At 68.9% G+C, this 12796-nt stretch carries 16 protein-coding genes; 11 read left to right on the forward strand and 5 right to left on the reverse strand.

The genetic code is table 11. The features are described 5' to 3' along the window. The first annotated feature begins 157 nt into the window (after positions 1–157). The 5 genes from DFO65_RS00005 (at position 158) to DFO65_RS00025 (ending at position 4717) form a co-directional block, all read left to right on the forward strand. Positions 158–685 carry a copper chaperone PCu(A)C gene (locus DFO65_RS00005; RefSeq protein ID WP_113902378.1) on the forward strand — a complete coding sequence of 176 codons (528 nt, stop codon included), beginning with the start codon at positions 158–160 and terminating at the stop codon, positions 683–685. Beyond that, positions 675–1985 carry a Dyp-type peroxidase gene (locus DFO65_RS00010; RefSeq protein ID WP_113902379.1) on the forward strand — a complete coding sequence of 437 codons (1311 nt, stop codon included), beginning with the start codon at positions 675–677 and terminating at the stop codon, positions 1983–1985. The genes DFO65_RS00005 and DFO65_RS00010 overlap by 11 nt, the downstream gene beginning before the upstream one ends. Positions 1986–2101: 116 nt before the next feature. After that, a complete protein-coding gene (gene arsB, locus DFO65_RS00015; protein ID WP_181778549.1) occupies positions 2102–3193 on the forward strand; it encodes an ACR3 family arsenite efflux transporter in 1092 nt (363 codons plus the stop codon). Continuing rightward, positions 3190–4281 carry a metalloregulator ArsR/SmtB family transcription factor gene (locus tag DFO65_RS00020; RefSeq protein ID WP_113902380.1) on the forward strand — a complete coding sequence of 364 codons (1092 nt, stop codon included), beginning with the start codon at positions 3190–3192 and terminating at the stop codon, positions 4279–4281. The genes arsB and DFO65_RS00020 overlap by 4 nt, the downstream gene beginning before the upstream one ends. Before the next feature lie 10 nt (positions 4282–4291). After that, the gene (locus tag DFO65_RS00025; RefSeq protein WP_113902381.1) at positions 4292–4717 is read left to right on the forward strand and encodes an arsenate reductase ArsC; all 426 of its coding nucleotides are present in this window, start codon (positions 4292–4294) and stop codon (positions 4715–4717) included. An 18-nt stretch (positions 4718–4735) separates the two neighbouring features. Here DFO65_RS00025 and DFO65_RS00030 read toward each other — a convergent pair whose 3' ends face one another. The 3 genes from DFO65_RS00030 to DFO65_RS00040 form a co-directional block, all read right to left on the reverse strand. Further along, the gene (locus tag DFO65_RS00030; protein ID WP_428844210.1) at positions 4736–5359 is read right to left on the reverse strand and encodes a cation efflux transmembrane domain-containing protein; all 624 of its coding nucleotides are present in this window, start codon (positions 5357–5359) and stop codon (positions 4736–4738) included. Between the two features lie 53 nt (positions 5360–5412). Then, positions 5413–5772 (reverse strand): Cd(II)/Pb(II)-sensing metalloregulatory transcriptional regulator CmtR, encoded by a 360-nt coding sequence (gene cmtR, locus DFO65_RS00035; protein ID WP_113902383.1) that lies wholly within the window; start codon positions 5770–5772, stop codon positions 5413–5415. Positions 5773–5836: 64 nt separating this feature from the next. Continuing rightward, complete coding sequence (locus tag DFO65_RS00040; RefSeq protein WP_113902384.1) at positions 5837–6442, reverse strand: hypothetical protein; 606 nt, start codon at positions 6440–6442, stop codon at positions 5837–5839. Between the two features lie 81 nt (positions 6443–6523). Here DFO65_RS00040 and DFO65_RS00045 point away from each other — a divergent pair, with 81 nt between their 5' ends. Further along, positions 6524–7117 carry a hypothetical protein gene (locus tag DFO65_RS00045; RefSeq protein WP_113902385.1) on the forward strand — a complete coding sequence of 198 codons (594 nt, stop codon included), beginning with the start codon at positions 6524–6526 and terminating at the stop codon, positions 7115–7117. A 4-nt stretch (positions 7118–7121) separates the two neighbouring features. Here DFO65_RS00045 and DFO65_RS00050 read toward each other — a convergent pair whose 3' ends face one another. Beyond that, positions 7122–7739 (reverse strand): response regulator transcription factor, encoded by a 618-nt coding sequence (locus DFO65_RS00050; RefSeq protein ID WP_113902386.1) that lies wholly within the window; start codon positions 7737–7739, stop codon positions 7122–7124. Further along, entirely contained in the window at positions 7736–8902 is a 1167-nt protein-coding gene (locus DFO65_RS00055) for a sensor histidine kinase (protein ID WP_113902387.1), read from the reverse strand. The genes DFO65_RS00050 and DFO65_RS00055 overlap by 4 nt, the downstream gene beginning before the upstream one ends. Positions 8903–9088: 186 nt before the next feature. On the opposite strand from DFO65_RS00055, the gene DFO65_RS00060 reads away from it, so the two are divergent. The 5 genes from DFO65_RS00060 (at position 9089) to DFO65_RS00080 (ending at position 12729) form a co-directional block, all read left to right on the forward strand. Beyond that, positions 9089–9661, forward strand: coding sequence for a dihydrofolate reductase family protein (locus tag DFO65_RS00060; RefSeq protein ID WP_181778550.1), 573 nt, complete (start codon positions 9089–9091; stop codon positions 9659–9661). A gap of 79 nt (positions 9662–9740) precedes the next feature. Then, positions 9741–10529, forward strand: a complete 789-nt coding sequence (locus DFO65_RS00065; protein ID WP_245940390.1) for a 3-keto-5-aminohexanoate cleavage protein — start codon at positions 9741–9743, stop codon at positions 10527–10529. Between the two features lie 200 nt (positions 10530–10729). Then, complete coding sequence (locus tag DFO65_RS00070) at positions 10730–11908, forward strand: MFS transporter (RefSeq protein WP_113902390.1); 1179 nt, start codon at positions 10730–10732, stop codon at positions 11906–11908. Positions 11909–11935: 27 nt separating this feature from the next. Then, complete coding sequence (locus tag DFO65_RS00075) at positions 11936–12403, forward strand: SRPBCC domain-containing protein (RefSeq protein ID WP_113902391.1); 468 nt, start codon at positions 11936–11938, stop codon at positions 12401–12403. After that, positions 12400–12729 carry an ArsR/SmtB family transcription factor gene (locus DFO65_RS00080; protein WP_245940391.1) on the forward strand — a complete coding sequence of 110 codons (330 nt, stop codon included), beginning with the start codon at positions 12400–12402 and terminating at the stop codon, positions 12727–12729. The genes DFO65_RS00075 and DFO65_RS00080 overlap by 4 nt, the downstream gene beginning before the upstream one ends. Positions 12730–12796 lie beyond the last annotated feature (67 nt).

Below are 12796 nucleotides of genomic sequence, written 5' to 3' on the forward strand. Positions count from 1 at the left end.
CACCCGCCCTCGTCTGACCCCCTCCTTCCACCGACGGTGACGCCCCTCCTGCGGGCCACCGCCGTCAGCAATCGGCGAGAGCCGAACACGCCCGCCCGAGTGCGCCTTCGCGCGCCGAGCCGGTGTGCGGCATCGCCCTTCACGAAAGTGCAGACGAATGCGCACACGCACCACCCTGACAGCAGCCCTTCCCATCGCCCTGATCCTCGGCCTCAGCGCCTGCGCGCAGAGCCAGGCGACCGAACCCGTACCGGCGCGCAGCTCCGAAGTGAGCGTCGCCGCACTCACCCTCGACGACGCCTGGGTCAAGGCCGCCGACAGCGGAATGACCGCCGTCTTCGGGACACTGACGAACACGACGAGCGAGGACCTCACCCTCGTCGACGCCCGATTCGACGGCGCCGAGACCGTCGAACTCCACGAGACCACCGGCGACGGTTCCGGAGGGATGTCGATGAGGGAGAAGGAAGGCGGCTTCACGGTCCCCGCCGGGCAGACCCTGAGCTTCGAACCCGGCGGCAACCACATCATGCTCATGGGCCTGACGAAGCCGATCACCCCGGGCGAGGAGATCACCCTCGACCTCGTCACCGCCGAGGGGACGGCAGTCCCGGCGACGGCGATCGCCAAGGAGTACACCGGGGCGCAGGAGAACTACGCGCCGGGCGAGCACGATGGCCACTGAGCCGGACGTCGGGCACGAGGACTCCCGCGTCACTCGCCGCCGACTCATCACCTCGGCGGCGGTGGCCACGGGCGCGGGAGCAGTCGGTGCCGCCGCGGGCTTCGGCGTCGCTCGCGCGACGACCGCCACCGGGTCGGAGACTCAGCGTGCGCCTCGGCGAGACCTCTCGGGGGCCAACGGACAGGCCGTGGAGCCGTTCCACGGCAGGCACCAGGCCGGGGTCGAGACCCTGCCCCAGGCTTATGCCAGCTTTCTTGCGCTCACTCTCAGGCCCGGGATCGGAGCCGCCGAGGCGGTCCGCTGGCTGCGTCTGCTCACCGCGGACGCGGCCGCCCTCACCCAGGGGCAGGCACCCTTGGCCGATTCGGAACCCGAGCTCGCCGGGGTCCCGGCCCGGCTGACCGTGACGTTCGGTTTCGGCCGTGAGCTCGTCGCCCTGGCTGGGCGGGAGCAGGTGCCCGACTGGCTGGCTCCGCTCGAGCCCTTCGCGATCGACGACCTCGACCCGCGGCGGTGCACGGGCGACCTGCTGCTCCAGATCTGCGGGGACGACCCGCTGTCGCTCTCGCACGCGCGGCGCATGCTCCTCAAGGACTCCCGGGCCTTCGCCGAGGTGGCCTGGCAGCGGGAGGGATTCCGGCGGGCCTACGGGAGCGCGGGGGAGGGGCGGACCCAGCGGAACCTCTTCGGTCAGCTCGACGGGACCGCGAACCCGGGGCCCGGGTCCGAGGACTTCTCCCGTCTCGTCTGGGGCGAGCCGAGGTCGCCTCGGGACGCCGTGTTCTCGGCGCGGGGTGAGCCCCCTGGCGACCTCGGGAAGTCCCTGCCGGGGTGGATGACCGGCGGGACGACCCTCGTCCTGCGCGACATCGCGATGAATCTCGAGACCTGGGATCGGGCGGACCGCCCGGCGCGGGAGTTCTCGATCGGACGGCGCCTCGGCTCCGGGGCGCCGCTGTCGGGCACCGACGAGTTCGACGTCCCCGACTTCACCGCCGTCGACTCGCGGGGCCTGACCCGGATCTCCGCGGCCTCCCACGTCGCGCGGGCGCGCGAGGGCCTGGGCCCGGAGGTGCAGATCCACCGACGCACCTTCAACTACGAGACGGAATCGGGGGCGGGGCTGCTGTTCGCGTCGTTCCAGGCGAGCATCGACCGGCAGTTCCTGCCGATCCAACGCCGCCTCGCCGAGGTGGATCTGCTCAACGAGTGGACGACCCCGATCGGCTCGACCATGTGGGCGATCCCGCCCGGTGCGGCCGAGGGAGGGTACGTGGGACAGACGCTGTTCGAGGGATGAGCGGGTTCGGGCGGTGAGGAATCGTGCACGCCGTTTGCACGCTGATTTGATATGCATCAATATAGAAGCATGTCGAATCACGATGTTCTCACCGCCCACCCCATCGAGCACCTCGCATGAGCACGGGGACCGCACCGGCTCAGGTTGCCCCGGCACGCCTGTCGACCCTCGACAAGTGGCTGCCCGCCTGGATCGGCCTGGCGATGATCGCCGGCCTCCTGCTGGCACGCTTCGTCCCGGCCGTATCCGATGTCCTCGCACGCATGGAGATCGGCGGCATCTCCGTCCCCATCGGGCTGGGGCTGCTGGTGATGATGTATCCCGTGCTCGCCAAGGTCCGCTACGACAAGGTGGCCGCGGTCACCGGGGACAAGAAGCTGCTCGTCGCCTCGCTGGTGCTCAACTGGCTCGCCGGTCCCGCGGTGATGTTCGCACTTGCCTGGCTGTTCCTGCCCGACCTTCCCGAATTCCGGACCGGGCTGATCATCGTCGGTCTGGCCCGCTGCATCGCGATGGTCGTGATCTGGAACGACCTGGCCTGCGGCGACCGTGAGGCGACGGCGGTGCTGGTGGCGATCAACTCCGTGTTCCAAGTGGTGATGTTCTCCGTGCTGGGATGGTTCTACCTCACCGTCCTGCCCGGCTGGCTCGGACTCGACACCCAGGGACTCGAGGTGTCGGTGTGGCAGATCGCGCTCAATGTGCTCGTCTTCCTCGGAGTCCCGCTCGTCGCGGGCTTCGCCTCCCGGTACATCGGCGAGAGGCACCGCGGGCGTGACTGGTACGAGGAGACGTTCATTCCCGTTATCGGTCCCTGGGCGCTCTACGGCCTGCTGTTCACGATCGTCCTCCTCTTCGCCCTGCAGGGAGACGCGATCATCGCCAACCCGCTCGACGTTGCCCGGATCGCCCTGCCGCTGCTCGTCTACTTCGGCCTCATGTGGTTCGCCGGTCTCCTGCTCGGCAAGGGCATGGGCCTCGGCTATGCCCGCTCGACGACACTGGCGTTCACCGCCGCCGGCAACAACTTCGAACTCGCCATCGCCGTCGCCATCGGCACCTTCGGGGCCGCCAGCGGTCAGGCCCTGGCCGGGGTCGTCGGGCCCCTCATCGAGGTGCCGGTGCTCGTCGGTCTCGTCTACGTCTCCCTGTGGGCCGCGCGCCGCTGGTTCCACACCGATCCCTACGCCGTGGAGGCACGATCATGACCGAAACGATTCTGACGCCGGCTGAGCCGACTGCGGCCGAGGCCGCGGAAGCCGATTCCTGCGCTCCCGGCCCCGCTCACGCCATCGGGACCGAGATCGCCGGGACTCTCGCCGTCACACTCAAGGCCCTGGCCGAGCCGCTGCGACTGCGGATGCTCTCGGCGATCGCGACCGACCCGCGCGGGGAATCCTGCGTGTGCGATCTCGCCGACCTCGCCGAGGTGTCCCAGCCGACGATCTCCCATCACCTCAAAGTCCTCAGGACCGTGGGACTGCTGGAGTCCGAGCGGCGCGGCACCTGGGTCTGGTACCGCATCCCTGCCGAGAGGCGCGCGGCGGTGACCGCACTGCTCGAGGCCTTCGCCCCGGCGCTGACCACCTCGGGGCCCACCGGCTCGGCGTCAGCCGCCTCGGCGCTCGGCACCGCTGGGGGAACCGGAACCGGGAGGCTGGAACTCACCGACTTCGCTGAGCTCGCGGACATGGACGAGCACATCACCCGCCTCGCCGAGGATCTTGCCGCGAAGACTCCCGCCCTGCCGGCGGAGACGGTGACCGGAATCGTGCGGGACTCGTACACGGCGCTCGCGCGATCGGCGACGATCACCCGGCACCTGGTGCCGCTGACCGAACGATTCGCCAGGCAGCGACTCGCCGACCTCACCCGCGACCGCGCGACCGCACCGCCGCAGGTGCTGTTCGTGTGCGTGGCCAATGCCGGGCGCTCCCAGCTCGCGGCCGCCCTGACCCGCGAAATCTCCGGTGGGCGAATCGTCGCCCGCTCGGCCGGGTCCGCCCCGGCGGCCGGCGTCCACCCTCGCGTCCGCGACCTCATCACCGAGATCAACGGGTCTCCAGCCGACGCCGAGGAGGCGTTCCCGAAGCCGCTCACCGACGACGCGATCCGCGCCGCCGATGTCGTCATCACGATGGGTTGCGGCGACGTCTGCCCCGTGATCCGGGGCATCCGCTACGAGGACTGGGCGGTCTCCGACCCCGCACTCGCCTCGGCGGATGGGGTGCTCGCGATCCGCGACGACATCGCCGCCCGCGTCCGCACCCTCATCGACTCCCTCCCCGCCGACTGAAAGCAGAGCCATGACCGAATATACGCCCTCCGTGCTGTTCGTCTGCGTCCACAACGCCGGCCGGTCCCAGATGGCCGCCGGCTACCTCCGCCACTTCGCCGCCGGACACATCGAGGTCCGCTCCGCCGGGTCCATGCCCGCCGAGCAGATCAACCCCGTCGCCGTCGAGGCGATGGACGAAGACGGCATCGACATCACCGCCGAGGCTCCCAAGGTGCTCACCACGGAAGCCGTCCAGGCCTCCGACGTCGTCATCACGATGGGCTGCGGCGACGCCTGCCCGATCTTCCCCGGCAAACGGTACGAGGACTGGGACCTCGACGACCCCGCCGGGCAGGGCCTCGAGTCCGTGCGTCCCATCCGTGACGACATCAAGGCCCGCATCCAGGCGCTGGTCGCCGAACTCCTCGGCGAGGAGCAGGTCACGCCAGCGTGACCGGACCCTGAGTCACTGTCAGGGCCCGCAGTGGTCATCGCCGCACTCATCGGCCTCGCGCTCCCCGGTGAGCACGGCGACGGGTGCCGCGCAGCACGCGTCTCCCCGCCACGCCTCGACGCCCTCGCGGATCGCGAAGACCGCGATGACGAGCGCGGCGGCCGAATCCGCCCACGCCCACCCGAGCAGGCTGTTGAGCAGCAGCCCGACCAGGAGCGCGGCGGACAGGTAGGCGCAGATCAGCGTCTGCTTCGAATCCGCGACCGCCGAGGCGGACCCGAGCTCCCGACCGGTGCGGCGCTCGAACCATGACAGGAACGGCATCACCAACAGGCTGAGTGCCGCGATCGCGATTCCGACCGGCGAATGCTCCGGCTCCCGCAGCCCGATCAGCGACAGGATCGCCTCGACGGTGACGTAGGCGGCAAGCGCGAAGAAGGACACCGCGATCACCCGCAGCGCGATTCTTTCGCGTCTCCCGGGGTCCGGGGCGGCGAACTGCCAGGCCACTGCTGCGGCCGAGAGCACCTCGACGATGGAGTCGAGTCCGAATCCGATCAGTGCCGCCGAGGAGGCCCCACCTCCCGCGGCCAGCGCGACGATCGCCTCGATGACGTTCCAGGTGATGGTGGTCCCCACGATCAGCCTGATCCGCCGTCGCAGCACTTCGGTGCGGTCTGTGATCGGCGCTGCCGTCACTGTCCGACCTCCGGTTCGCAGCAGCCCGGCAGTGAGCAGGTCGGATCGAGGCACGGCACATTCTCGTCGATCGCGAGCGTCACCTCGACGAGCGCTGTCAGAGCCGCAGCGAGATGGGGGTCGGCGATCTCATAGCGGGTCTGCCGGCCCTCGGACGTGGCGACCACGATCCCGCAGCCACGCAGGCATGCCAGATGGTTGGACACGTTCGTGCGCGTCAGTTCCAGATCCCTGGCGATCGCGGCCGGGTATCCCGGTCTGTCGAGAAGGGCGAGCAGGATCCTCGAACGCGTCGGATCGGCCATCGCCCGGCCGAGCCGATTCATCACGTCCATCCGAGAAGCAATTGTCAGCATACTATGACTATACAGTCATCGGTGACCTATTTTGGCGACTGCCCCTTGGCGCCCAGGACACCGGTCACTGCAGCGGCAGGACATTCCCAGCGGTGAGGAGCAGAGCCACGCCGAGCCCGAGGTCGAGGACGAAGCAGAACTCGGTGAGCGAGCGGTCGATGACCGTGTCGCGGACGAAGTAGACCACGTCCCAGACCGCGTGCCCGATGGCCACCGCGGCCGCCAGGACCATCGCGAGAACCGGAGCCGACATCATCGCGATGAGGGCGAGACCGCTGAACGCGATGAATCCGATGACCTGGAGGGCATGCTCGCGACGGTCGATCACCGGACCGCGGAGGAACCCGACGACCGCGAGGGCCGTGCCGAGGACGAGGAGAGCGAGAATCTGGTCGAGTCCGAGCAGTGCGGTGACGACGATGACGACGCTGCTGATCCCGACCATGATCCACCCGGCGCGACGGAAGCCCAATGCGGCGGCGCCGACGTAGCAGACCGTGGCGGTGATGATGATCAATGCGACCACGTGCGATTCGGCCCCGTCGGCGGTGTTGGTCAGGAGGGCGAGCAGGCCGAGGACTGCGGGCCACCGCGCGAGGAGGTGGCCGAAGAGGGATGATGGATGGTCGAGTCGATGGTGATGGCCGTGGGTGCGCGGTGTGCTGTTCATGCGTCCAGCCTCGGGCCGGAACTGTCATGCCCGGCAGATGCGATGTGTCATGAGAACCGCATGCGCGACAATGGAGAGGCCATGGATGAGCATGACTACCTTGATTCGCTTCGACCGTCGCGCATTCGCGAGGTCCAGGCGGGTGCACTGTCGTGGACGCAGGTCGACATCATCGACATCAAATCGGGCGACGGCGACGCCGTGCGCACCGGGCTCGAGCGCTTCGGCATCAGAACCCGGCTCACCCGTGTCGGGCAGGCCCGGCACCTCGTCGCCGCGCTCTCCGAGGACAGCGCGGCCGAGTTCCTCCTTCTCCTCTGCCATGGCGACGGGGGAAGCATCGTGCTGCCCGAACTCGCCGCCGAGATCGAGTGCCACCAGCCCTTCCACGGTGCCGTCACGCCGGACGAGATCAGCGGCTTCGCCCGCTGCGATGGCCGGCTCGTCATCGCCACCGGCTGCGAGACCGGGCACCCGGCGCTCGCGCAGGCGTTCCTCGACAGCGGTGCGACGGCCTACATCGCGCCCACCGGCGCGCCTTTCGGCTACGCCAGCTATTTCGCGCCCCTCTCCCTGTTCTACGACCTCACCGAGCGCAGAGGCATTGATGAGGCGGTCGCCCGCCTCCACGACCACGACGAGGAGCTGCGCATGTGGCGGCTCTACCGTCCCTGATGGGTCAGAGCCAACCGTTGTCCTCGGCGATCCGGTAGGCGTCGGCTCGGGAGTCCGCGCCGAGCTTCTGCCTGATCGCGGCGAGATAGTTGCGCACCGTGCCCTGGGTGAGGAACAGTGCCCTGGCGACCTCGCGGATCGGACGGTCGCCTCGAGCCGTTCTCAGCACGTCCGCCTCACGGGTGGTCAGGGGAGAGGGCTGCGCCGTCAGCGCCTCGGCGGCGAGGATCGGATCCACATACCGTCGGCCCTCACGGACCCGCCGGATCGCCTCGGCGAGTGCGCTGCCGGCCGCGCCCTTGGCCAGGAATCCGCGGGCACCCGAGGCCAGAGCCCGGCGCAGCACCGGGGGACTGCCGTGACCCGTGAGGATCACTCCCGCGCAGTCCGGGACGACGCGAGAGAGCTCAGCGACCACGCCGAGACCGTCGAGGTCCGGCATCTGCAGGTCGATGACGGCGACGTCGGGCCGGGAGGTCAGCGCGAGCTCGACCGCACGGCGACCGTCGGCGGCCGTCGCGACGACCTCGATGTCCGGCTCCCGATCGAGCAGCGCGCTCAGCGCGACTCGGATCAGCTCGTCGTCCTCGGCGAGGAGAACCCGGATCGTCCGGGTGGTCATCGCGACTCTCGATCCGCATCGACGCTCAGCTCGAAGCGGCCGCCGGGGACAGGGCCGGCGGACAGACGTGCGCCCGAAGCGCGGCAGCGAGCGGCCAATGCCGCGAGTCCTGACCCGCTCACCTCCTCGGCGCGCCCCTTCGACTCCCGCGCTCCGTCATTGGCGACGGTCAGGGTGAGCGCGGAGCCCGATGCTCCGAGCGAGAGGCGGACCCGGGTGGCGTCACTATGGCGGAGCACGTTCGTCACCGCCTCACGCACGACGGTGGCGAGCAGCCGAGATCTGTCCTCGGGAAGCCGCGCGAGCAGGTCTTCGTCGACATCGAGCTCGGTCTCGATGCCCGCGGACGCGAGCACGAGCTCAGCGGTTCTCAGTTGGGCGCCGAGGTCACCGGCAGTGCTGCCGTGCACCGCCCGTCGCGCTTCGACCACGGTCTCGCGGCCGAGTTCCTCGATGCTTCTCATCTCCCGCACGGCACCCGCGGCGTCGCTCGTGGCGAGGTCCGCTGCCAGCTCCGCCTTGAGTGCGATGACGCCGAGGCGGTGGCCGAGGACATCGTGGAGCTCCCTGCTCGACCGCATCCGCTCCTCGGCGATCGCGAGAGCGACTTCGGCCTCCCGGCCGGCCTGCGCCGCCCGCAGCAGCCGGAACAGCCAGACGATCGCCTGGCACACGAGCCAGAGGACGAGCGCGCACCCGGCCATCACCAGCAGTTCGTCGGCACCGGAGTCGAATGCCGCTCCCGCGTAGACCGCGGCCGAGCCGAGGACGACGGCGGTCACGACGCCGAGGCGGATCCGCACGAGCCCGCACGCGGCGACGACGAACCCGGCCAGCCACGCCCAGGGGAGCTCGCCGGGCTCCGCCCACACGTGCAGGGGCAGCCACAGCGCCACAGTGACCACCACGAGGAGCGCGACCCGCCACAGCACCCCGCCGATGGGAACGGTCTGACTCACGGCTGCATGGAGGACGAGGACCATCGCGGCGCTGAGGAGGACCATGCCCAGAGTGAGGACCATCGAGCCGACGGGCGACGGCGGCTGCGTCAGCGACACCGGAATGATCACGACCCACATGAAGCTGGCGAGCAGCAGTCCGAGCACGACGATCGACGCACTGCGTCGTTCGGCCCGCGTCTTCGTCGTACCGTCACTCGCCATGCTCGAAATCTACCCCGGGACGCTCGCGGTGGCACTCACAACTTCACGGGCTCGACCCCCTGCGAAATCGTATAGACGTGTACGAATTGAAGGTCTAGAGTAACTCGTACCCCTGAGTACGAGATGGATGGTCGGTCGAAACGGTCACCGTGGGTCCTTCTCGACTCGCTCCCCGAAAGGAATCTCATGAGCACGATCATCGTCAGCATGTGGACCACGCTCGACGGCTTCGTCGCCGGGTCGGACGATTCGATGGACTGGCTGCGACCCGACGGCGACCTCATGGAGTACGAGACCGACCTGGTGGAGACCGCGAGTGCCCTCCTCCTCGGCAGGGTCACGCATTCCGACTTCGCCTCCTACTGGCCCGCGGTCGCCTCCGGTGCGATCGACGCCGACGACGGCACGAGGCGCTACGCCCGCCGGCTCGACGAGCTGGACAAGTTCGTAGCCTCACGCTCCGGGGAGATCGCCGACTGGCCGAAATCGCAGCGCATCCCGGAGGCGACCGTCGAGGAGATCCAGCGCGTCAAGGACGACGCAGACGGCACTGTCGTCATCTATGGCAGCCTCAGCCTCATCGCCTCGCTCAACGCCCTCGACCTCATCGACGAGTTCCACCTCGTCGTCCATCCGACCCTGCTCGCCCGGGGCAAGCCCGTCCTCGATGCCGAGCAGCGCCCGACCCCACTGGAGCTCATCGAGAGCAGGCCCTTCTCCACCGGCGCTGTGCTGCTCAAGTACTCCCGGCAGCGCTAGGACCGCTCGCGGCCGCCGGGCGATGCCTCGCTCTCCATTGCCGGATACGCGTCGACGTCGTCGTGAAAGGTGGGGAAGAATGGCAATGCGGGCCCGGCCGGGTCCGGCTCGTCAGGACGAGGACAGGTGGGATCTCGTGTTCATCAAAGCCTGCATCAACGGCGATCGGCTGCCGGGTGAGCACCCGGCTCTCCCGGTGTCGGCCGCGCAGATCGCAGCCGAGGCCCTCGGTGCGGTGAGGGCGGGGGCCGGAGCGGTTCATCTGCACGTCAAGGACGATTCAGGTGCCGACACGCTCGCCGGTGAGCCGCTGTCGACCGTGCTCGAAGCAGTTCGCGACGTGGTGCCTGACGTTCCGATCGGGGTGACGACCGGCGCGTGGGCGCTGCCGGATCCGACGACCCGCACCGAGGCCGTTCGAGCCTGGGCGAACCTGCCCGATTTCGCCTCCGTCAACTGGCACGAGGACGGTGCCGAGGAGGTGGCGCAGGCGCTGCTCGACAAGGGCATCGGTGTCGAAGCGGGCCTGTGGCATGAGTCCGCCGTGGACGCATGGGCGCGCTCGCCCCTGCGCGATCAGTGTCTGCGGGTCCTCATCGAGGTGCAGGACGGATCCGAGCCGGATGAGAGCGTGAGAGTCGCCGACCGTCTTCTGGCTGCGGTCGCAGCGACCGGCGCACGGCTCCCGGTGCTGCTCCACGGCGAGGGCAGCAGCTGCTGGCCGGTGCTGCGCCGAGCGGCACGTCTCGGCCTGGACACCCGAATCGGGCTCGAGGACACGCTTGTCCTTCCTGACGGCAGTCCAGCGCCGGGCAATGCGGCACTGGTGCGCGCCGCCCTGCGGGTCATCGACGAGGAGCGTGGCTGACCACCGAGCGGTTCAGGGCCTCGAGCGACCCGATCTGCCACGACTGGGACGCTCCCACTGGAGCGTGCTGTTCATGATTGCAACTGAAAGGTTGCATATTGCCGGGAGGTGTGTCACGATGTATTGCAACCAAAGCATTGCAGTTATCGGAGGTCCTGATGCCTGGTCCGCGGAACCGTTCCGGAAGCGGCAGTTCAAGAGTGACGGTCACCTTGGGCGTACTGTTCACCGGAACGTTCGTCATGGGGTGTGCGGAGGTGCTCGTTGCGGGCATGCTCGATCTGATGGCCGCGGACCTGGCCGCGCCACTGTCAGCTGTTGGCTCGCTTGTGTCGGCGAACGCGCTCGGTATCGCGATCGGCGGACCGCTGTTGACTTTCCTCACTGCCAGGCTCGGCCGACGCCCAGTGCTGCTGGTCGCCCTCTCGGTGTTCACCGTGCTGAACCTGCTCCCCGCCTTCGGTGCCGATCTGGAGGTTTTCGTCGTCGCCCGTTTCGTCATCGGCGCTGCTGAGGGACTGTTCATCGCTGCGGCCATCACCACGGCGACCTCAGTCGTGCCCGCGGAGCGTGTCGGGCGAGCGATGGCGGTGGTGATCTCCGGGTTCGCGGTGTCCGGGGCGGTGGGAATGCCGCTGGGTCGAATGCTCGGCGACACCGTCGGCTGGCGGGCGTCATTCGTCGCCGTCGTCCTGGCATCGGTTGTCACACTCCTGGTGGCGTACCTCGCAGTGCCCCGCATTCCGGCCGAGAATGCGGTCGGCATGATGGGCCAGCTGCGGTTCGCCCTTTCACCCCGTGTGCTGGCGGTTCTCGCGATCGGTGTCCTGCTGTTCGCGGGCACTGCTGCGGCGCAGACGTATCTGGTGCCGTTCATGAAAGGTGTGGCGGGCATTTCCGGGCCGTGGATTGGGGTGTGCCTGATGGGGTTTGGAATAGCCGCCGCGGTCGGATCGTTCGGTGGCGGACGATTCGCCGACTCGGGAGCCGCACGTTCGTTGATCCTCGGTTCGGTCCTCGTCGCTGCCTCGATCATGGTCCTGGTGTTCTGGGGTGCGAATCCTGTCGTTGCGCTGTTCGCACTGCTCGTCCTCGGGATGTGCGCTGCCGGGATCACGAGCCCGTGGCAGCACCGAGTGGAACATCTCGCCGGACCGGGTGCCATTCTCGCGGCCTCCCTGCCGGCTTCAGCCGCGAACTTCGGCGATGCCATGGGCGCCTTCGCCGGAGGGCGGGCGATCGACCTCGGCGGCATTCCCACGGCGATCGTCGCTGCCGGGATCCTCGCCGCCGCGTCCATCCTCGTGGCGACCGCCAGTCGCTCCCTCCGTCCGGTCGCCCCACCGCACACTGCCCCTGAACTCATCCTCGACCACTGAACCGGCACAACAGAAATGGAGACAATCATGGAGAACAGGCAGAACCCCCACGCCGTGATCGACGGCTTCAGCGTACGACGCACGATTCACATCGACGCACCTCCGGAGAAGGTCTGGCGCACCGTCACCGAACCCGAGCTGATCTCGCAGTGGTTCGGCCAGATCGTCCTCGATCGCGTAGGGGCGGGAGCCCTCGGCACGATCGGATGGCCGGGCGAGCGCCGCGTTCCGATCCGGGTCGAGACCTTCGACCCGCCGACCACCGTGTCCTATCGGTGGTGCAACGAGGAGGACCCCCTGCCGGAGACGGTCGACGAGCAGCGCTCGACGGTGTTCACCTTCACGCTCGAGGCGGCCTCCGCCGGCACGCGACTGACGGTCGTCGAGACGGGCTTCGAGCGCACCGGCGATCCGGACCAGCTCATGGCCGACCACCGCGGCGGCTGGGACGAGGAGCTCGACAAGCTCGTCGTCCTGCTCGAGGGGAATTCATGACCGGGACTGTGCTCGACGGATCCGTGATCGCCATGTGCAACGCGCTCGGCGACGAGACACGGTGGAGCATTCTGACCGCACTGGGCGAGGGCGATGCCTCGGCGTCGGCCCTCGCCCGGCGGCTGCCCGTCTCCCGGCAGGCCATCGCCAAACATCTGACGATCCTCCACGACGCCGGCCTCGTGGAGACCGTGCAGGCCGGACGCGAAGTGCGGTACCGGGTCGTGGGCGCTGAGCTCAGCGCCGTGGCTCGCCGCCTCGATGCGATCGGTGCCGAATGGGATCGCCGCCTGTCGGCGATCAAGCAGATTGCCGAGAACATCTGACTCTGCCATCGCGATGGGATTCTCCGGCACGGCGACGATCAGGGCGACGTGACGGTCGGCTCATGCC

This window comes from Brevibacterium sanguinis, from assembly GCF_003315415.1.
Lineage (GTDB): Bacteria > Actinomycetota > Actinomycetes > Actinomycetales > Brevibacteriaceae > Brevibacterium > Brevibacterium celere_A.